The sequence below is a fragment of the Myxococcus sp. AS-1-15 genome (assembly GCF_020037055.1).
GTDB lineage: Bacteria > Myxococcota > Myxococcia > Myxococcales > Myxococcaceae > Myxococcus > Myxococcus fulvus.
In genome coordinates this window covers 12062-31075 of the sequence record NZ_JAIQDF010000012.1, presented here as the reverse complement: position 1 = coordinate 31075, position 19014 = coordinate 12062, and the positions used below count along the sequence as shown (strand labels likewise).

At 70.8% G+C, this 19014-nt stretch carries 17 protein-coding genes, 1 tRNA gene and 1 pseudogene; 13 read left to right on the top strand and 6 right to left on the bottom strand.

Annotated elements, in window-relative coordinates:
• Positions 1-8: 8 nt before the first annotated feature.
• Positions 9-1175 carry an AraC family transcriptional regulator gene (locus tag K8625_RS28595; protein ID WP_223784480.1) on the top strand — a complete coding sequence of 389 codons (1167 nt, stop codon included), beginning with the start codon at positions 9-11 and terminating at the stop codon, positions 1173-1175.
• Positions 1176-1244: 69 nt separating this feature from the next.
• Here the strand turns inward: K8625_RS28595 and K8625_RS28590 are convergent, their stop codons facing one another.
• Positions 1245-2432 carry a hypothetical protein gene (locus K8625_RS28590; RefSeq protein ID WP_223784479.1) on the bottom strand — a complete coding sequence of 396 codons (1188 nt, stop codon included), beginning with the start codon at positions 2430-2432 and terminating at the stop codon, positions 1245-1247.
• A 46-nt stretch (positions 2433-2478) separates the two neighbouring features.
• Positions 2479-3150 carry an RNA polymerase sigma factor gene (locus tag K8625_RS28585; RefSeq protein ID WP_046711661.1) on the bottom strand — a complete coding sequence of 224 codons (672 nt, stop codon included), beginning with the start codon at positions 3148-3150 and terminating at the stop codon, positions 2479-2481.
• Between the two features lie 319 nt (positions 3151-3469).
• Between K8625_RS28585 and K8625_RS28580 the strand changes: the two genes are divergently transcribed.
• From K8625_RS28580 to K8625_RS28565, 4 genes are all read left to right on the top strand, one after another.
• A complete protein-coding gene (locus tag K8625_RS28580) occupies positions 3470-4177 on the top strand; it encodes a metallophosphoesterase (RefSeq protein WP_223784478.1) in 708 nt (235 codons plus the stop codon).
• A gap of 332 nt (positions 4178-4509) precedes the next feature.
• A complete protein-coding gene (locus K8625_RS28575) occupies positions 4510-6273 on the top strand; it encodes a VWA domain-containing protein (RefSeq protein WP_223747798.1) in 1764 nt (587 codons plus the stop codon).
• Between the two features lie 32 nt (positions 6274-6305).
• A complete protein-coding gene (locus tag K8625_RS28570; protein ID WP_223784477.1) occupies positions 6306-7313 on the top strand; it encodes a hypothetical protein in 1008 nt (335 codons plus the stop codon).
• 21 nt (positions 7314-7334) lie between these two features.
• Positions 7335-7706, top strand: coding sequence for a Mov34/MPN/PAD-1 family protein (locus K8625_RS28565; RefSeq protein ID WP_223747796.1), 372 nt, complete (start codon positions 7335-7337; stop codon positions 7704-7706).
• Positions 7707-7708: 2 nt separating this feature from the next.
• Here K8625_RS28565 and K8625_RS28560 read toward each other — a convergent pair whose 3' ends face one another.
• The 3 genes from K8625_RS28560 to nfi form a co-directional block, all read right to left on the bottom strand.
• Entirely contained in the window at positions 7709-8215 is a 507-nt protein-coding gene (locus K8625_RS28560) for a DUF2267 domain-containing protein (protein ID WP_046717553.1), read from the bottom strand.
• 104 nt (positions 8216-8319) lie between these two features.
• The gene (locus K8625_RS28555; RefSeq protein WP_223784476.1) at positions 8320-10662 is read right to left on the bottom strand and encodes a GMC family oxidoreductase N-terminal domain-containing protein; all 2343 of its coding nucleotides are present in this window, start codon (positions 10660-10662) and stop codon (positions 8320-8322) included.
• 184 nt (positions 10663-10846) lie between these two features.
• Entirely contained in the window at positions 10847-11548 is a 702-nt protein-coding gene (gene nfi, locus K8625_RS28550) for a deoxyribonuclease V (protein WP_223784475.1), read from the bottom strand.
• Between the two features lie 299 nt (positions 11549-11847).
• Here nfi and K8625_RS28545 point away from each other — a divergent pair, with 299 nt between their 5' ends.
• The 7 genes from K8625_RS28545 to K8625_RS28515 all read left to right on the top strand — a co-directional run bounded on the left by K8625_RS28545 (position 11848) and on the right by K8625_RS28515 (position 18088).
• The gene (locus K8625_RS28545) at positions 11848-12879 is read left to right on the top strand and encodes a hypothetical protein (protein WP_223747793.1); all 1032 of its coding nucleotides are present in this window, start codon (positions 11848-11850) and stop codon (positions 12877-12879) included.
• Between the two features lie 36 nt (positions 12880-12915).
• On the top strand, positions 12916-14271 hold the full coding sequence (locus tag K8625_RS28540) for a hypothetical protein (protein ID WP_223747792.1): 1356 nt from the start codon (positions 12916-12918) through the stop codon (positions 14269-14271).
• 105 nt (positions 14272-14376) lie between these two features.
• Complete coding sequence (locus K8625_RS28535; RefSeq protein WP_223784474.1) at positions 14377-15462, top strand: hypothetical protein; 1086 nt, start codon at positions 14377-14379, stop codon at positions 15460-15462.
• A 139-nt stretch (positions 15463-15601) separates the two neighbouring features.
• On the top strand, positions 15602-16903 hold the full coding sequence (locus K8625_RS28530) for a S8 family peptidase (RefSeq protein ID WP_223747790.1): 1302 nt from the start codon (positions 15602-15604) through the stop codon (positions 16901-16903).
• Positions 16904-17093: 190 nt separating this feature from the next.
• Positions 17094-17342 carry a hypothetical protein gene (locus tag K8625_RS28525; protein WP_046711652.1) on the top strand — a complete coding sequence of 83 codons (249 nt, stop codon included), beginning with the start codon at positions 17094-17096 and terminating at the stop codon, positions 17340-17342.
• Between the two features lie 9 nt (positions 17343-17351).
• The gene (locus K8625_RS28520) at positions 17352-17933 is read left to right on the top strand and encodes a ThiF family adenylyltransferase (RefSeq protein WP_223784473.1); all 582 of its coding nucleotides are present in this window, start codon (positions 17352-17354) and stop codon (positions 17931-17933) included.
• An 84-nt stretch (positions 17934-18017) separates the two neighbouring features.
• Positions 18018-18088 (top strand) — tRNA-Gly (locus K8625_RS28515).
• 115 nt (positions 18089-18203) lie between these two features.
• Here the strand turns inward: K8625_RS28515 and K8625_RS28510 are convergent.
• Positions 18204-18545, bottom strand: a complete 342-nt coding sequence (locus tag K8625_RS28510; protein WP_223747788.1) for a zinc ribbon domain-containing protein YjdM — start codon at positions 18543-18545, stop codon at positions 18204-18206.
• Between K8625_RS28510 and K8625_RS28505 the strand changes: the two are divergent.
• Positions 18544-18867, top strand: a pseudogene (locus K8625_RS28505) (AAA family ATPase); the annotation flags it as partial. The gene K8625_RS28510 and the pseudogene K8625_RS28505 sit on opposite strands and share 2 nt — an antisense overlap.
• Between the last annotated feature and the right edge of the window lie 147 nt (positions 18868-19014).

Here is a 19014-nt window from a genome sequence, read left to right as displayed (position 1 = left end):
CGCCCGCCATGGACTTCCGGAAGAATCTCGCCGCCCTGCTGCTCGCCCTGGCCGCGCCCGCGGCCCTGGCCGAGCCGTCGGGCAGCACGCCGAAGCTGCCGGTGGGCTGGTACGTCACCGAGAGCGCCCCCAAGCGCTACGAGGCGGGCGTGGACACCAGCGCCCCGTGCGAGGGCAGCCGCAGCGCGTACCTGCGCTCGCTGAGCCACGACGAGGCGGGCTACGGCACCTTCATGCAGGCCTTCGGCGCGCAGGACTTCCGCGGCAAGCGGCTGCGCTTCTCCGCCGCCACACGCGTGAAGGACGTGGATGGCTGGGCGGGGCTGTGGATGCGCGTGGAGGGGCCGGACCCCAAGCAGCCGCTCGCCTTCGACAACATGCAGTCGCGCGCGCTCGTGGGCACCCGCGGCTGCAAGCGCCACGAGGTGGTGCTGGACGTGCCCAAGGAGGCCACCACCATCATGGCGGGCCTCATCATGAGCGGCACGGGCCAGGCGTGGCTGGACGGCGTGCGCTTCGAGGTGGTGGACGAGTCGGTCGCCGTGACGGACCTGCTCGCCTCGCGCCCGCTGGTGGCCTCCACTGGCCCCGCCGGGCTGGACGAGCCCACGCCGGTCGCGAAGAACGACCAACTGCCCGTGGGCCGCGTGGGTGACATCTGGTTCAACAACGGCCGCATCGCGGCGGCCAAGCCGTACACGCGGCGCCACGACGGCGTCTGGGTCAGCATCCTCTCCGAGGAGATCTACGAGCACGGCATCGCCGTGACGGGCACCTTCGGCCAGCGGCAGGTGGACCTCCGCGTGAAGGCCGGCACGTCGCTCACGCACATCGAGGGCAGCTGGGGCGAGGAGCCCGTCAGCATCCAGCTCAGCCCGGACGCGCTCACCATGAAGTGGGGCCGGCTGACGCGGCAGCTGAAGCGGGACAAGGACGCGCCGGTGGACAGCACCTGCAACCGCTATGTGACGACCGAGGGTCCGCGCGTCCTGGACCTCGTCGACGTGTGCGGCGCCGCGCTGAGCACCCGCCCGCCCACCGCGCAGCTCGTGCTGAGCTTCCTCGACAACGGCTTCCGCCGCGTCGTCCCCCCGCGCAACTTCCCCATCCCGCAGCCGCCCGTCCGCAGCCGCGAGGCGCTCAACACACCGAGCGTCACCGCTCCGCCGCAGTAGTCGTGACGGTGGGCCCTTGGAGTCCCGAGGGCCGCGCGCGCGGCCCCTGGGACGGCCGGGGCCTTCCTCTCAGAAGGCGAAGTCCCGCTCCAGCGTGTCATTGCCCGCCTGCACCGAGAGGTGCGCGGTGCGAGCGCCGGTGGCGGAGGCCGAGGACAAATCGAACGACAAACCCTCGGGCCCGTTCGTGGGCCTGAGCGAGGGCCGGCCGGGGCTCAGGAACACCGCCGCCGTCACCGTCCTGCCCGCCAGGGGCTGCACCAGGAGCCGCACGCGCTGACGCTCGCGCACCAGCACCACGCGGAAGTCGCGCCGCTCCTCCAGCACCTCGCGCTGCTCCGGGTGGCGCGCCGAGGACGGGCGCTGCGACACCGGGGCGCGGGACGAGCGCGCGGCCCGGGCCACGCCCGCGTCGCCCTCGTCCATCTCCAGGGCCTCTTCAATCGCGTCGTCACCCTCGCCCAGCGCCAGCACCGCCTGGGCGCACTCGCCACAGCGCGCGGTGTGCGCGTCCACGCGCTCGCGCTCGTCGGCCGTCATCAGGCCCATGTCGAAGCGCCACAAATCATCCCGTGTGAGGTGACGACGGGGAGGCGCATCCACCGGCGCGGCGTCCGCGATGTCCGCGCGGCACTCGGCGCAACCCTGGATGTGGGGGGTCGGACTCTGGGGGCCGGAGGTCCACGTCGCCACCAGGTCATCGCAGCCGGCCCGGGCACCAAACCACCAGGCCTTGTCCTGCTCCGCGGGCTCGAGGAGCGCTTGCTCCTGGCGACGCTCGGGGTTGAGGGGAATGAACCAACGGGCCCTGGGAAGCAGCAGCGCGTCCAGGTTCCCGAGCGACTCGAGGAAGCGGTCTCGATTTCGCGCCGCATCCCCCTGCAAGTCGCCATGCAGGCCCTCCCAGGCGGCGAGGGCAGATGCCTGCGAGGCGGCCCTGTCACGAGCGGCAAGGCCCTCCAGCGCCGAGGCGCGCCACACCTCGGCCTCCTCCCCCCCGTCCAGCGCCACCTCCATCGCCTCTTCCGCGGCCCTCAACAGCACGGGCTGGAGCGCCTGCGGTTTCTGCGCCTGAAGCCAGGTCTCCACTTCCGGTCGACCGAGGCCCCGCAGGGCCGCCTCCACACCTTCGGTCCCCCATTGGGTCGCCCGCCTCAACAAATCTCCGGCGGCTTCGAGGACGACTCCTGGGGGGACACTCGCGGCGGTGAGCTGGGAGCGACGGGCGGCAGAGCGGGACATGGCTTCGGTCTTCATGACTTCATTCCTCCTGAATACCCCGGGGTGTGGCCGGGAAGGAGGCTCACGCTTCCTCCCCTCGTGGCGACTCGCGCTGGAGATCCAGCAGGTAGAGCTTCAAGTAGGCCTGCGCGCGACTGACGCGCTTGTAGGAATTGACCACGGTGATGTTCAGCCGACGCGCGCATTCCTCGTGATCCTCCACGTCCTCGTGGTGATACAGCTCCCATGCCGAGGCCTCCTTGGGGTGCTCCTGCTGGAGCCGTGCGAACGCGGCCCAGTACAGCTCCTGGGCGTCCGCGCGCTCCTCCGTCCTCCTGCCCATCTCGACAGCGCGAGCCCGCTCGGAAGGCGGCTCTTCCATGACGTCATCGGGGTCCGACGAGGGCGCCGCGAGCTCCTCGCGGTGCCGCCGGTAGAAGTCGATGGCCACGTGCTTGACGATGCGCAGGAAGAACGTCTTGGGAGACGCACTCCGGCCCGGCATCTGCTGGGAGATGCCACGGAACTGGTCCAGCCCTCGGTCGAGGAACTTGCCGACCGCGTCCTGATAGAGCTCGTCGCCGTCCGCTGGGGAACCGCGACCGTAGCTCGCCTGAATCTTGCTGATGACGTACCGGGCAGGCCGGCTCCACCGCTGAACCAACGCTCCGAGCGGGCCCCCAATGGGCTCGTTCGTGGCGCGGCGGCGGACCACCTCCGCGAACAATTCGTCATCCGTGAGCTGCTCGAACACCGGAAGGACCTGGGAGCTGTGCCCGGAGACCCGCCCCGGGAGATGGGATTACAGGGATGTCGCGCGGCAAGGTACCACGTTGGCATCCGCAGGCAGCCTCCGAGTGGAGCAGGGGTGCCCAGGCCACCCGGACGACCGGACAGTCGTGGCACCCACGAAGCCCGACGCCCGGGTCGCCGACTTCCTGACAGGATGATCCCCGGGGCCGTCCGGGAGGGGGAACGGGAATCTCCCGGTCAGGAACGTGGGGGCCCCCCGTCCCTGGCCGCATTGCTTCCGGGCGCCTGCCCACCCTCCCGCTTCCAAGGAACCCTCAGTCATGTCCCCCCGCACCATCGTCATCGGAGACCTCCACGGCTGCCACGACGAGGCCCTGGAGCTGCTCGCCAAGGTGGGGGCCACCTCCAGCGACCGCGTCATCTTCGCGGGGGACCTGGTGGACCGGGGGCCCAAGCGCCGGGAGTGCGTGGAGCTGGCCATGCGGCACGAGGCCATCCTGGGCAACCACGAGGAGACGACGCTGCAGCAGCGCCACCGCGCCGCCGAGCGGCTGAATCCCGACCACCTGGAGACCCGGCAGGTGCTCGAGCCCGAGCACTACGAGTGGATGGCCCGGCTGCCCCACTACCTGAGGTTGCCCGAGCACAACGCCGTCGTCGTCCACGCCGGGATGATGCCCGGCCTGCCCGTGGAGGCGCAGGCCCCGTACCACCTGCTCCACGCGCAGTGCATCCAGCCGCCCGCGAAGAAGAGCTACTGGCCCTCCAAGGCACCGGCGGGGTGGACGTTCTGGACCCACCACTGGAAGGGCCCGGAGCGGGTCATCTTCGGACACACCGTGTTCGACCAGCCGCTCGTCACCGAGCACGCGGTGGGCATCGACACGGGGTGCGTCTACGGACGCTCCCTGACGGCGGTGGTGCTGCCGACGTGGGAGCTCGTCTCGGTGCCGGCCCGGAAGACATACCGGGGCGGCAAGGACGTGGCGAAGTTCCCGGTGCATGGCGACGTGTGCGTCTACTCGTGAGCACCCGTCACCGACGCGTCGACTCCGACTGAAAAGCCTCGCGCCCGGCCGACAGGGCCAGACACGCAATGAGAGGTGCGGGTTCGAATCCCGCCGGGGCCGTCAGGCTCCGTAGTTCAACGGTAGAACACTGGACATTCAATCCAGCATCACCGGCCTCGTCACTCGGGCGCACCTTCCTTCCTCCTCACTCCCAGCTTCGCGCGGGTGGCCGTGCCTCGTGCACCTGACGCCCCCCGTGCGCTCCACGCGCGGTGCACTCCCAGGGCCCTGTCGGGCTCGAGGTCCGCCCCGCGCCTGACCCGCCGCACGTCCCGAAAGGGGGACTCCCCATGTCGACGAACCCGAACACGCAGCTGTTGCCCGAGTCCCAGCGAGGCCCCGCCGAGAAGCTCCTGGACCTGGTGCTCAGTGGCTCGGCCCACCTGTGGCACAACCGTCCGGGGCTGGACGTGGGTGGCACGTGGGTGGCCGCGGCGCACGCCACGCCGGCGCAGCGCGCGGTGGGCAAGCCCGTCAAGCCGGGCCTCTTCGTGCCCGCGGCGGTGAAGCTCTACCGGCAGCTGCTCGACATCCACCAGCTCAACTCAGAGCTGATGGCGCACTTCGCGTCGTACGCGCTGACGCAGACGGACTGGCGTGACCTGAAGGTGGCCACGTGCGCGCTCATGCTGGTGCAGCAGCACGCGGGCCAGCCGGTGCGCGGTGACGACGGCCAGGTGGCGTTCCACGACGACGACTACCGCTCCATCGGCGAGGCCATGGTGCTGCACTACGAGCGCAAGTCCACGCGCATGCTCACGCCCAAGGCGGTGCTGCGGGTGGCGGAGCTGCTCGAGCTGCCGGACATCGCCAGCCTCAACCGGCAGGCGGGCTTCGGGGACCCGGCGTCGCGCAAGCCGCCCATGGGCCGCTGGAAGCGCGTGGCGTCCAGGTGGCTGGCCGCGCGGGAGTCCAACCTGTCGATGCTCCAGGGCCTGATGAAGGCCGGCTACAAGGAGACGTTGAAGAAGCTTGCGCGCAAGGCGGGCTACAAGCCGCTCACGCAGGGCTTCTTCGAGGTGCTCGGCTGGAAGCAGAAGCAGGCCGAGGGCGGGCACCGCACGGTGGGCCTGAGCGGGCTGACGTTGGTCAAGCGCGAGCGCTTCGACGGGCTGTCCGAGGCGGAGATCTGCGAGTGGATCGACTCCGAGCGGCTCTCCTACAAGGAGGTCGTGGGTCGGCTGCCGAAGGACGTGGGGATGACGCCGGCCATCATGGCGGCGCTGTTGCCCTCGTTGTCGGACCGCGACCTGCGGCTGATGACGCCCACGTTGGAGGAGCTGGGGTTGCTCGCGGAGCCCACGGTGCGCGCGCGCTGGGAGAAGGCCGTGCAGACGGCGACGGACCAGCGGGCGCTCAACATCGCGAAGAACGTGCGCAGCGAGGTGCTGCGCCAGAAGCTGGAGGAGGCGAGCGACAACGCGGCACGACAGGCGGTGGCGGAGGCGACGGCGGAGACCGACGTGCGGGTGATGTTCCTCATCGACAAGTCGGGCTCCATGGACGGGGCCATCGAGAACTCGAAGGAGGCGCTCGCGCGCATCCTCGCGGGCTTCCCGATGGAGAAGCTGCACATCGCGGCGTTCGACACGATGGGCACCGTGCTCCGGCCCAAGGCCTCCAACCGCACGGCGGTGCAGCACATGCTCGCGGGGCTGAAGGCCTCGGGTGGCACGACGCACGCGGCCGGCGTGCACGCGCTGCACCGGGACGGCATGAGGGTGCCGGAGGGGGCGAAGCTGGTGGTCATCGTGGTGGGCGACGAGGCGGGCGAGGCGGGCGACCAGTTCGCCCGGGCGTTCCGCGACGTCGGCTTCCCGGTGGCGGCGATGGCGCTGTTGGTGAGCGTGGCGGGTGGCCGTGGCAACACGGTGCGCACGTGCGCGAGCCAGCTGCGGGTGCCCTTCAGCGAGGTGAACGTGGACCAGTTCGCGGACCCCTACCAGGTCCCCCGGGTGCTCAAGGCGCTGCTGGACGCGCCGACGCTGCCCGGTGCCAGCCAGTCCGGCTGGGTCGAGCGGGTGATGCGCACGCCGCTGTTGAAGGTGGCGTGAGCGCGAAGTCGCGGTGAAGGCAAGGAGGCGTCGTGGACTACCGGAAGTTGCTCGGGAAGGTGGAGTCGGCGGTGCTGCCGTATCTGGGCGGCGGCACCGTGGACACCGCCACGCGACGCCTCCGTGTCACCACCCCCGTGGCCCCGGGGTGGTGGCGCTTCGAGTTGAAGGGGCGCGAGGCCACCGCCCGTGAGCCCGCCGGGCCCGAGGGCCTGGAGGCGCTGCCACGGGTGCGCGGCCATGTCTGGGGAGCGCGCCTGGTGCTCGAGGGCGCGGTGGCACGGCCCCTGGAGCTGATGCCGGAGGACGAGCCGTCACCGCTCGCGCTCGTGAGCGCGCGGCGCTGGCACGACGGCGCGCTGCTGTTCGACGGCGTGGAGTTCGAGGGCGAGGCGGAGGACGCCGCGCGTCGGGCCTTGGAGGAGGGACGGCCGCTCGCGTCGGTGAAGGGCGTGAGCGCTCCGCTGCGCGCGGCGTTCGGCTATGCGCTGCTGGAGGCCGCGTCGAGGACATTGGACATCCGCTTCGCCCCCGCGGAGACGCGAGGGCGGGTGCTGAGGGTGGCTGAGCTGGGCCGTCCGGAGGCGGAGTCGTGCCTGCGCGCCCTGGCGGAGGAGCGGCGGGTCCACCAGCGGGCGCTCGAGGCGCGGCGCGTGGCCGAGCAGCAGCGAGCGTGGCTCGACGCGCAGACGGTCCGCGCCTCCGAGCTGGCCCAGGAGGCCCGTCGACGGGTGCTGTCGGGCGACATGTCACGGGGCCGGGGCGCGCCAGTGGGAGACCACTCCCGCGCGGAGGTGGCGCTGCGGGGCGCGGGAGCGCGGCTGCTTCATCATCGTCGCATGGCGGGGAACCAGTTGGAGGTGACGTTCAGCTTCATGGGGGAGCGGTTCGTCTCCATCGTGGACGCGCGCACGCTCCAGGTGCTGGACGCGGGCGTGTGCCTGGCGGGAGCGGACAGCGAGGTGACGCTGGAGAGCCTGCCCTCGGTCATCCGCGAGGCCATCGACACGGACGTGCTGGTCATCACCCGGCACGCGTGACACGCGAAGAGAGGAGGAACCATGTCGTCGCATGAGGTGTGCCTGCTCATCGGACGGGACGAGGAGGTGCTGTGGTGCGAGGCCTCCGACAGCCCCGTGCTGCTGCCTGACTCCCGCGCGCGCTGGGAGGCCATCTGGTACTGGCGTGAGGAGCTGGTGGAGGTGACGCACAGCCACCCCGAGGGTCCACTCGGCTTCTCCGAGGAGGACGAGACGACGATGGCCGCGTTGACCGAGGCGCTCGGACGCGCCCCCCGCTTCTCCGTCGTGGCCCCCGGCGGCATGGTGGCCCGCGAGGACGGCCGCGACGTCTGGGTGTCCGAGGAGCCCTGGTGGACCGGTCCCCTGCGCGAAATCTCCGGCATGCGTTACACGCCGATGGCGCGGGCCTGACGTCAGCTGGGACGTCGCCACAGCTCCCTGAGGTCCTCGGGGAGCTGGTCCATGACGTCCTCGGCCTCGCCCTCGGAAATCTGCGCCCGCACGGAGTTGAGCACCGCGCGGACCACGGGCTCCACCGCTTCCGGGTTGAGCGCCAGGTCCTCGCCCACGCGCGCGAGCAGCTCCTCGCGGCCGAAGCCCTTGGGCAGCTCGTCCTCGTGGCGCTCGCAGCGGTGCAGCAGCAGCGTCAGCTTGTTGGGAAGCTGAGCCTCCAGGTCCTGCGTCTCGCCCTGGGTGATGCGCTGCTCCACCGCGCAGAGCACGGACACCGCGGCCTTCTCGGCCACCGAGGGCGACATGCCGCCCCGCTCGCACAGGTGCTTCAGGAAGGCCGCGTAGTGCTGGCTCGCGTGCGCCTCCTTCCGACGGGCGCGGCGGACCTCGATGGGCAGACCGCCTCGCTCGTTCGAGCCGTCCGTCGAAGAAGACTCCTGCCCTTCGCGCTCCCGCTTGTCCGCCATGGCCGTGTCCTCCCAGAGTGCCTTCGTGGGGTCAGGTTGCCCACGGCGCACGGGAGGAGCACCACCCGCTGGCACGGCGGAACAGGCCGCCGGCTCCCCGCCCGCTACGCGGCCTTCTTCACATAGGTGTCGTAGAGGGCGCCGAAGAAGAAGCGGCCGAAGCGCAGCAGTGTCTGCCACTGGCCCACCGCGTCCCGCGCGCCGAGTACGCGCAACGTGGAGAGCTGCTTCGCGAAGTCCGCCGGGTCCAGTGACAGCACGCCGCGCGCGACGCAGGGGCCCGAGATGTCCATGCCCCGGTACACGGACACGAGCAGCCGCGTGGTGTCGGCCCACAGGTCGAAGCCCGCATCGTCGTGGACGTCCTTGTACCCATCCAGGAAGAAGCGCTCACCCGACTCGGCGACGAGCGGCAGCAGGTAGCGCATCCGCCGCCCGCCAGGACGTGCGCCCTCCTGGGTCATCAGGTGCAGCTCGCCCCCCTCCACGACGAGCGGCCGGGGCGACAACGCCAGGGCCTCCACCATGCCGGAGAGCGCCAGCGGGTGCAGCCGGTCCTCGAGCGTGCGCTCCAGGTCTCGCGTCTCCACCGTGACGACGAAGCGCAGACGCGTGGCGCCCTCGCGCTTCGGGTCTCCCGCGACGAGCTCATGCTCATGCACCGCGCCGGACACGTGGCCGTACATCGTCTCGGAGAAGCGCACGCCCACCGGCGTCCGCGCTTCGGCCGCGGGTGCCTCCAGCGCGGGCGTGTAGTCGATGTGCCAGCCTCGCCGACGCGCCAGCAACGCGACGGAGCGCTCGGCCACCGCGGAGATGGTGAACAGCGGGTTGGTCCCCAGGGACCTCGGAATCACCGAGCCGTCGCTGACGTAGAGCCCCTCGTGGACCTCGCTCCCCTCATGACGGGAGAAGACGCGTCCCTCGTGGTCCACCACGCCCGCGCCCGCGTGCTCCGCCATGACGCAGCCTCCGAGCGGATGGGTGCACAGGACCTCGTGTCCGGTGAGCCGGTTCCACAGCGGGTTGCGCACGAAGGTGCCGCCCAGGGCCGCGGTGGCCTCGCGCAGCCGCTGGTCCACGCGCGCGAGCTCCGGCTGCGTGCCCACGTCCGGCCAGTGCACCCGCACCCGGTCCCCTTCCATGCGCAGCTCGCCCACGCCCGCGTCGTGGGACATCACGAGGAAGGTCTGCGTGTTGCGCATGGCCCCGTGGTACGGGCCGCGCACCGCGCTGTCCGCCACCCGGGCCAGCTCCTCCAGCTTGTCCTTCAGCCCCGAGTCCATGTCCTCGCCGCCCACCGCGGCCGCGGCGGACAGCAGCGCCAGCATCGGCTTGCCGAACGCGCCCGGCATGGCCCCGTTCTCGATGACCATGCCGTCCTCCTGCCGGGCCGTCGCGCGCTCGTCGATGATGCCGCTGATGGTGGGGCCCACCGGCTCGCGGCCCTCCGGCGGATTCACGCCGTGGCCCACGCCGTTGACGGGCACGTCCGTGTTGTAGCCGAAGGCCATCACGTCCCCGTTGGCGCTGAAGCGCTGGCCCAGCTGCTTCGACAGCGACAGCCCCAGCGCGCGCGAGCGCATCAGGATCTCCGCCGTGCCCATGGTGCCCGCCGCGAGCACCACCAGGTCCGCCGTCAGCCACAGGTCCGGCGCCTCGAAGCGCTCGCGACCGGTGTTCATCGGCCGGTAGTAGATGCGCCAGCGATTCCCGTCGCGCGCCAGGTAGCGCACGGACACCTCGGTGAAGACCTTCGCGCCGTGGCGATGCGCGTCCGGCAGGTAGTTCATCAGCACGGAGTTCTTCGCGCCCTGGTTGCAGCCGGTGAGGCAGTCCCCGCACAGCGTGCACGCGCCCTGCTTCACGCCGGCGTCGTTCACCTGCTCCTCGAAGGAGACCGCCAGCGGGGGGCGCTTGAAGGTGCCGCCCATGCGACGGGCCGCGCGCTCCATGGCCGCCAGCGAGGCCAGGCGCGGCGAGGACTCCGGATAGGGCGTGGGCCGCAGCATGCGCTCGGCCCACGTGAAGCCATCCTCCAGGAGCCCGGGCACGTCCTCACGGAACGCCTCCGGCCAGCGTGAATCCTGGAGCACGCGAGGGTCCGGCCGCAGCGTCACGCCCGCGTTGATGAGCGACGTGCCGCCCAGCCCACACCCCGACACCACCGCCACGTCGCCGCCCCGGTGCAGTTCGAACAGGGCGGTGGCGCGGCCCAGGTCGACGTTGCTCTCCGCCTCCAGGTGGACCTGGAGTTCCTGGGCGAAGTCCGCCTCCGTGCGCGGGTAGTCCCCCGGCTGCAGCTCGCGGCCCCGCTCCAGCACGCACACCTGGCGCCCCGCCCTGGCGAGCCGGCTGGCGGTGATGGCGCCGCCATACCCCGACCCCACCACGACGACGGGGTAATGCGACGCCAGCTCACTCCACGGGGATGACAACCTCCGCATCGACGCTCCCACGGGCGACCCCCACCTTCGCTGCGCCACCCTCACGAGAGCGCCCACGCCCTCTTCGCGCCAGGTGGCCGGGGACACGTCCGCCCGGGCCGTGCTCGCGCCCGGAACCGTCCCCATCTCGAGGACTCTGGACATAGAGGTCGTCGGGCCGTCGGTCAAATCCAGGGAGGTCGTCTCACTCCAGCTCCGCGGCCTCGCCGTCCGCGCGGCGCAGCGCGTTCACCATCCGGTGCGCGTGACGCGTCGTCTCCGGCTCGCGGTACTTCGGGCTCGCCCGCAGGACCAGCTCCACCGCCGTGGGCAGGTCCATCAGGTGCCCCGGCGAGACGTAAACGGGCTGCACCGACTTGCGCGTGCGGACCGCCATGCCCACCACCTCGCCCTTGTGGATGATGGGCGACGTGGAGCCACGCGCGTCCGCAAGCTTGCCGTGCGTGCCGACGAGCAGGGACTTGGCGCACCCGATGGAGGGGATGCCGAACAGGAGCCCACCGTGGCTCGCGATGCCCAGCCGTCGCGGATGGGCGATGCCGTGCCCGTCGAAGATGAGGACGTCGGGCCGCATCGAGAGCCGCTCCCACGCGACGGCGACCACCGGCAGCTCCCGGAACGAGAGCAGCCCCGGCACATACGGAAACCCGAGGGTCACCGCCGAACCCGCCTGGGCCACGGGCACGAGCGCGCCGGCGTCCAGCACCACGACTCCGCCGAAGCCCGTGTCCCGCCCCTTCTCCGTGGACACGTCCGCGCCCGCGACGCGCTCCACCCTCAGGCCCGGTGGGGGCTGGAGCACCACCCGCTCCCGGAGCTCGCGCTGGAGCGCAACGGCCTCCGTCGGCGTGACGTCCCAGCGATGCATCCGAGCTGACAGTTCCATGTGTGACACGACTCCTCTCGCCTGCCCCGAGGATGCGTCCCCGCACCGCGACCGCAACCCAGGAGGTCACCCGAGGACGTCCTGGGCGTGGACTCTCGAACGCTCCCACCGACTCCTGGGGCAAGCCCCTGTCCCCCGTCGCACTGCCCTCCAGGTCCAGCATGGAATACACGGCCGCCGTGCCTACCGTGCAGCCTCCCAGGCATCGGTGAAGCCGCTCCCACGGACCTCTGCTTCGCGCCGCGCCTGGGACACCAGAGGGCCGGCCCACGGGAGCGTCGCATGTCCGGGAGTATCTGATGCGTCGAGTCCTCGCAGGCTGTCTCGCGGTATCCGCGCTGGGAGCATCGCTTCCCGCCGCCGCTTCGGAGTGTGGCTACACCGCCGCCGGGTGGAACGCCCCCAACGGCGCGGTGGTGTTCAGCCGCAGCAACGACGGGCCCATCCGCAACGTCATTGATGCGATTGGCGAGTTCCGTACGCACTCCATGCTCTCCCACGGCCCCACCGGCGGCGTCACCCACGCCACCATGAAGGACCCGGCCCAGAACAACTGGCCCACCGTCTGTGGAACACCGCTCGTCGCGTCGCAGCTCCAGTACGGCTACCCGGGCCTGGAGCAGGTGAACCAGGGCGGCATCTACCATTACCTCTACGATGCGAACGGCCACGGGCCGGACTGGACGGCGTGGCAGCTGGGCGACCCCGCGGGCGCGGCCCGCATCGCGAACAGCCTCTGGTTCAACCACCCGTACGTCAGCGACGTCTCGCGCGTCGATGGAAGCCAGCGCATCGACCGGCCGCTGTGGAACGGCTCACGCGTGCCCTACTCGCTGTTCCAGTACCGGGACCTGGAGGCGGCGCACGAGATTCCGGGCAACGCGGCCAACAACGGCATGGTGTGCTCCACCTTCCTCGCCTACGCGCACGTCTACGCGGGCAAGGGCGCCGTCTCCCCGTACACGTACCCGCACGAGGTCACCGCCAACGCGGCCAACTCCGTCCACTGGGGCGTGCATGGCCAGTGCAAGGAGTCGCTGGGCTGGTTCGAGAACGTCGCGCTGAGCGTCATCTGCCCCGTCTTCTGGAACGTGTGCACCAACGCCGGCAACCAGGTGGCCAACTGCATGTCCGCCAACCGCTGCGACACCAGCACCAGCGTCATCTGGCGGCAGGTGCGCGACGACCCCAACGCCACCGCCACTTCCATCAGCCCGGACCGCATCGGCGGCTGGGGCGTACACCCGTCCAACGTCACGCTGTGGGCCAGCGACTACTCCCATCAGCTCCAGTGGAACTCCGGCGGCAACGTCTACGGCTGCTGGCAGTGAGCCCTCACGCGTCGCTCGAATCGACAGGAGCCCTGGATGACTCCCACGCAACCCTCACGGTGGCGCAGACGCAGGACGTTCATGCTCGGACTGGGAATCGCGGCGCTGATGGCGGGTGTGCTGCTGCGCTCGAACGAGCCGGACACACCTCCCGGCCCCAAGCCCTCTCCCGCCCTCGACGGCACGCCCACGCGCGCCGAGGTGCGGACCACCGCGGTGTTGCCCTCGCGCACCGAGCACGCGCGGAGGCCCGCCGCCGCGCCTCGCGTCCCCGCGCCCCTCATCGACGAGGTGACGGTGGAGAAGCGGGAGGTCTGCTCCGGCGAGGACAACCTCATCAGCGTCCGCGCCCACTCGCCGGACGGAGACGACACCCACCTGCACGCCACCATCGGCGCGGGCAGCGGCCTGCGCGTGCCCCTGCGGGTCTGGCGGATGGCGGATGGGACGTACGAGCTGCCCACCGTGACGGTGTTCGGCAAGGACAACGTCGCCACCCAGGCGCGCGTGCCCCGGTACACGGTGAAGGACTGTGAGCCGGAGCGACAGGTGGACATCTTCTCCCGACGCGCGCCCAACACGGAGGAGGAGTTCGAGTTCCTCGCGCGCATCCTGGAGCGTCCCCGGGCCGGCGCCGCGCCCACGCCTTTCGCCCCCGTGAAGTTCGTCTGGACCTTCGACGACCGTCACACCGTGACGACGAGCGCGCCCCGGGTGACGCACTCGCTGCGCCCCGACCCGATGCGGCCCGCGGCGCTGTACTCGCAGCACCTGGTGAAGGTGGAGGCGTTCGATGCGTCCGGGAAGAAGGCGGCGGGACGCTCCTCGCTCCAGCTCCTCGATACGACGTTCGAGAACTTCGCCAAGAAAGGCATCGTCACGGTGCTCGCGGTGGGCTCGCCGCGCTTCCCCGTCGAGGACGCGCAGGGCGTGGTCCGTCAGACCTTCCAGCTGTCCCACCGCTGGAAGCGTCCGGTGCGGCTGGAGCGGGTGACGGCGCTGCGCTCGCTCGTCCCGGAGGCCGATGCACCGCCGCTTCCCGAGGACACCGCCGAGGTGAGCCTGGGCGTGGACCTGCTCCCCGTGGGCCAGGACGTGGAGGTCCCCGTGGCGCTCGACACCCGCGCCGAGGCTTCGGTGACACACGTCACCTATCTGCTCGAGGGAACCACCGAGGATGGACATCCCGCGCGGGGGACCTTCTCCATCATGCGACCGCCTCCCCGCCCCACGCGCGAGAACAGCACGCCCGTGTTGGACCCGGTGCTGCTCGCGAAGGTCAAACGCGCGCGCGAGCTGCTCGGCCAACCCTTCGTCACCGATGAGGACCTCTGGCGGCTGGAGCGTGAAGGCCGCTTCAGTGACTTGAAGGTCCAGCGCGAAGGCCCCTGAGGCCACGCCGTCCAGCCGGTGGGAGCGACCACTCCCACCGGCTCGGCGACCGGTGAGGACCCCGTCGCCCACGGCCCGGCGCCACCATGCTCCCCTGTGGGACGCATGCCCTCCCCGCTCCTGCCACTGCTCCTGCTCGCGCTCGGTACGAGCGAGGCCGGCCTCACGGACACCCCACCGACGGAGGCCCCGTCGGCCCCGTCCCTGGCGCAACTGGAGCGGAGAATCCTCGGACGAGGCTGCGAGCCCCGACTCCTGGGCGACGCGAGCCGCCGCTTCGTGGAGGCGCAGCTCCTGTGTGACGGACACCTGTCCTTCATCCTCGTCCAGAGGTCCCTCGCGGGGAGCCCCCTGCCCGAGACTCCCAGGCGACTGAAGGCGCTCCTCGACGACGCCCTCACACGGGCCCGCGCGCCCTTCCTGCGGGACGGCGTCACCGTCGTCCAGGGACACTCGCTTCCGCGCAGCGTGCTGTACCGGGGCTACGTCCTGTTGATGCTCGCGGGCATGGAGCGCGCGGGCGTGTCCGACGCGCAAAGCACCGCCCTGTTCGACGCGCTGGCCGACCAGCTGGTCGAGGCACTGGAGCGACAGCTCCTGCTGCCCTCCTTCGGCAAGTCCATCTGGCCGTGTGACAGCGCGCCCGCCGCCGCGGGGCTGCTCCTCCACGGACGGCTGCGCGGCGACGCGGCCTCGCTCGCGATGGGTGAGCGCCTCACCGCCCGACTGGTGGAGCTCGCGGCCCTGCCCTCGGGCTTTCCCACGAAGGTCGATGCGCGGGGCAAGCCCGTGGAGCCCTTGCCTCGCGGCACCACCCTGGCGTGGACGGGCGCCTTCCTGGCCATGGGCGCGCACCCTTCCGCCGCCACCTTCACCTCCGCGCTGGTGAAGGGACACTGTGACCACCCAGCAGGTGCCCTGCTCCCCTTCGCGGCCTGTCGGGAATGGCCTCGCGGCGTGAAGGGCAAGGAGGACTCCGCCAGTGGTCCCCTGCTCCAGGGCGGCTACTCCGTGGGCGCCAGCGCCCTGGCCATCGCCGCCACGCGACTGTCCCCGGAGCATCAGGACTGGCACGCGGACCTGCGCAACACCGCGCGGGAGATGGGCATCCGTCCGATGCTCGAAAAACCACATCAGCATCCGCTGGAGGCCTCCCTCTACTGGTGGGGAACCACCGCGCGCGCCTGGTAGGCAATACGCCCCCATGTCGGCATTCCGCGCTTCGTTCAATGACAGACGACTGTCTCATCCCTCGGGACACAATCAGGATTAAGCCGATTTATAAGTCCATCCGTATCATTCGGGGAGACCCAGTGCAGGGGGATGAGCCATGAATCGACGCACGACAGCGATGACGCTGGCCATGGGTGGACTGGCATTGTTGGGGGGCTGCTCGAGCAGCCGGCCCACCTGCAGGGACGCGACGGCCACCGCCGCGCTCCTCGCGCCGCCTCGGGAGAAGTTCGTCGAGGTGAGCAAGAAGGTGCCGGGCGAGTACGTGGTGGTGCTCAAGGAGCCCGAGGCCAGCCTGGAGCCGCTCGCCGTGGCCCAGCTCACCCAGGGCCTCACCACGAAGTACGGAGGCACCGCGTTCTCCGTGTACGAGCACGCGGTGCGCGGCTTCGCCACGCGGATGACGGAGGAGCAGGCTCGCGCGCTGTCGCAGGACTCCGCCGTGGCCTTCGTCCAGGAGAACGGCGTGGTGTCCATCCGCGAGAGCCAGCCCAAGCCCACGTGGGGCATCGACCGGGTGGACCAGCGGCAGCTGCCGCTCGACAAGCTCTACATGTACAACGCCACCGGGCTGGGGGTGCACGTGTACATCCTGGACACCGGCGTGCGCTTCTCCCACAAGGAGTTCGGCGGCCGGGCCTCCGTCGGCTTCGACGCCATCGGCGACAGCATGAAGGGCAATGACTGCCATGGCCACGGCACGCACGTGGCGGGCACCGCCGCGGGCAGCTCCTACGGGCTGGCGAGGAACGCCACGGTGCACTCCGTCCGGGTGCTCGGCTGTGATGGCAGCGGCACCACGGCCGGCGTCATCGCGGGCGTGGACTGGGTGACGAAGAACCACAAGTCGCCCGCCGTGGCCAACATGAGCCTGGGCACCGACACGGACCCGGCGCTCGACGAGGCGGTGCGCCGCTCCATCGCGTCGGGCGTCGTCTACGTGCTCGCCGCCGGCAACGAGTCGGGAGATGCGTGCAAGCACTCGCCCGCCCGCGCGCCGGAGGCCATCACCGTGGCCGCCACGGACACGAGCGACAAGCGCGCCCACTTCTCCAACTACGGCGACTGCGTGGACGTCTTCGCGCCCGGCAACAAGATCACCTCCGCCTGGCACTACGGCGACTTCCAGACGCGCATCCTGAGCGGCACCTCCATGGCCGCGCCGCACGTGACGGGCGTGGCCGCGCTCTGGCTGGAGCTCAACCCCCAGGCCACCCCCGACGCCGTCGCCAGCGCGCTGTTCGAGAACGCCACCGAGGGCGAGGTGCGCAGCGCGGGTGAGTGCACGCCCAACCGCATGGCGTACTCGGGCTTCATCGGCGCCTTGCCGCTCACCCCCACGGTGAGCACGCCGCCCGAACCCTCGCCGACGACGGTGAGCGGCGAAGGCTCGAAGTAGGCATCCGGCCGCGAGGACCCTCCCCCTCGCGGCCCCCGAGGGCCGGGCTCCGTCTCCACGGCGGAGTCCGGCCCTCGTCTTTCCAGCGCCCGGGCGCCCCCGGTCAGGAAGCCGCGCCCGCCCGCGTCCCGCGAGCCACCCCGTCGGCCGCGCTCCCGCGTCCCACGAGGGCCCCGCGAGGAGCCCCACCATGGCCACGCTGAACATCACCTACGACGGCATGTCCGCGGACGTGCCGGTGGAGCTGGACCGCCCCGTCTCCGACGCCGACGTGCGCCGCATCGCCACGGAGATGGTGCGCTCGGGTGGCGTGCCCGGCCTGCACCTGGCCCACCTGCGCGAGGACGCCTTCCAGCACTTCATGGTGGACCGCTTCCGCGGCGCCCGCGGCGACGAGCGCATCTACCTGCGCCCCAAGGTCCCCTTCGGCGCGCGGTGAGGTGACGTCATGCGCATCGTCTTCTGTGGCGTGGGGGCCATCGGCTCGCAGGCGGCCGTGCTGTGCCGCAACCTGGAGGCCACGCTGGTGTTCGTCGACTTCGACCGCGTGGAGTCCAAGAACCTGCTCTCGCAGGCCTATGTGAAGCCCTCGGTGGGGAAGAACAAGGCCGAGGCGCTCAAGCTCCAGCTCCTCAACCTGCACGGCGTGAAGGCGGAGTCCTTCGGCGTGCGCGTCACCCGCGACAACGTGGCGGCCCTGTGCGGCGGCGCGGACCTGGTGGTGGACTGCTTCGACAACCAGGACAGCCGCCTGCTGCTCTCCGCGTTCGCGAGGGAGGCCGGCAAGCCGCTGGTGCACGGCGCGGTGAGCGCGGATGGCACCTTCGGACTGGTGCGCTGGGACGAGCGATTCACGCCGGACGCCGAGGACACCGCCGGACAGGCCACCTGCGAGGGCGGCGCGCACCTGCCGCTGCTGGGGTTGCTGGCCGCGACGCTGGCTCGCGGCATCCAGGACTTCGTCAAGCACGGCACGCGACGCGACACCCTGGTGAACCTGTCAGCGGTCGTCCCCACCGCGGGAACGTGACGAGGCGCGGGGAAGACAGGGCGGAGTCAGGGATGAAACTGCTCCGCCGTAGATTCCCCGCAAGCTCGTTGGAAGCGCAGCAACGCGGGTGTCGTCCAGCGGCAGGATGACGGTTTCCCATACCGTCGACACGGGTTCGAATCCCGTCGCCCGCTTCGCCTCACGCAACAAACCCTACCGGGGTCGTCCAACCAGCAGGCTGGCGGACTCTGACTCCACGGCGAATCCCGCGTCGTCAATGGATGGAGAGGCATCGCCCATGGGCGATACCTACGCCTTCTTCACGAACTCCGACTTGAGCCCCATGGCACCGATGCCGTCGACCTTGCAGTCGATGTCGTGGTCCCCATCGACGAGGCGAATGTTCCGGACCTTGGTGCCGACCTTGACCACCGTCGACGAACCCTTGACCTTCAAGTCCTTGATGACGGTGACGCTGTCGCCGTCCTGCAGCAGGTTGCCGTAGGCGTCACGCACCTCGCGCTTCGCCTCCCCCTGCTCGACCGCGGCGGCTGTCGACCACTCGTGAGCACACTCCGGGCAGACGTAGAGGCTACCGTCTTCGTACGTATAGGCGGAGTTGCACTTCGGGCAGGCAGGCAAGGCGCTCATGTCGATTCCAAGGAGAGAGACGCGAGGGCATATACACGAGCGACGCGCCAAGGGCCTCCACTCCATCATTCTCCGACCAAGGAAGACCGTGACCGTTCATCTGCACGTCATCACCGGGGGCCCGGGCTCCGGAAAGAGCCGTCTCATCGAGGCGCTGGCGGCGGAGGGGCTCGCGCACATGCCCGAGGCGGGGCGTGCCATCATCCAGCAACAGGTGGCGATTGGCGGCGCGGCCCTTCCCTGGGCCGACCGGATGGCCTTCGCCGAGCTGATGCTGGGCTGGGAGCTGCGCTCCCACCAGGAGGCGCGAGAGAGAGGCGTTCCCGTCATCCTGGACCGAGGCATCCCCGACGTCATCGGGTATCTGCAAGTATCGCTCGATGGTCGACGTCTACACACGCCTCGGCTACGAGCTGCTTCCTCTTCCCCGGACCTCGATTCCAGAGCGAGTGCGATTCGTTCGCGCGAA

Bases quoted from the DNA above. Each gene is read 5' to 3' on its own strand.
- K8625_RS28595 (WP_223784480.1), top strand. From the start codon at position 9: ATGGACTTCCGGAAGAATCTCGCCGCCCTGCTGCTCGCCCTGGCCGCG.
- K8625_RS28590 (WP_223784479.1), bottom strand. From the start codon at position 2,432: ATGAAGACCGAAGCCATGTCCCGCTCTGCCGCCCGTCGCTCCCAGCTC.
- K8625_RS28580 (WP_223784478.1), top strand. From the start codon at position 3,470: ATGTCCCCCCGCACCATCGTCATCGGAGACCTCCACGGCTGCCACGAC.
- K8625_RS28575 (WP_223747798.1), top strand. From the start codon at position 4,510: ATGTCGACGAACCCGAACACGCAGCTGTTGCCCGAGTCCCAGCGAGGC.
- K8625_RS28565 (WP_223747796.1), top strand. From the start codon at position 7,335: ATGTCGTCGCATGAGGTGTGCCTGCTCATCGGACGGGACGAGGAGGTG.
- K8625_RS28560 (WP_046717553.1), bottom strand. From the start codon at position 8,215: ATGGCGGACAAGCGGGAGCGCGAAGGGCAGGAGTCTTCTTCGACGGAC.
- K8625_RS28555 (WP_223784476.1), bottom strand. From the start codon at position 10,662: ATGCGGAGGTTGTCATCCCCGTGGAGTGAGCTGGCGTCGCATTACCCC.
- nfi (WP_223784475.1), bottom strand. From the start codon at position 11,548: ATGGAACTGTCAGCTCGGATGCATCGCTGGGACGTCACGCCGACGGAG.
- K8625_RS28545 (WP_223747793.1), top strand. From the start codon at position 11,848: ATGCGTCGAGTCCTCGCAGGCTGTCTCGCGGTATCCGCGCTGGGAGCA.
- K8625_RS28540 (WP_223747792.1), top strand. From the start codon at position 12,916: ATGACTCCCACGCAACCCTCACGGTGGCGCAGACGCAGGACGTTCATG.
- K8625_RS28535 (WP_223784474.1), top strand. From the start codon at position 14,377: ATGCCCTCCCCGCTCCTGCCACTGCTCCTGCTCGCGCTCGGTACGAGC.
- K8625_RS28530 (WP_223747790.1), top strand. From the start codon at position 15,602: ATGAATCGACGCACGACAGCGATGACGCTGGCCATGGGTGGACTGGCA.
- K8625_RS28525 (WP_046711652.1), top strand. From the start codon at position 17,094: ATGGCCACGCTGAACATCACCTACGACGGCATGTCCGCGGACGTGCCG.
- K8625_RS28520 (WP_223784473.1), top strand. From the start codon at position 17,352: ATGCGCATCGTCTTCTGTGGCGTGGGGGCCATCGGCTCGCAGGCGGCC.
- K8625_RS28510 (WP_223747788.1), bottom strand. From the start codon at position 18,545: ATGAGCGCCTTGCCTGCCTGCCCGAAGTGCAACTCCGCCTATACGTAC.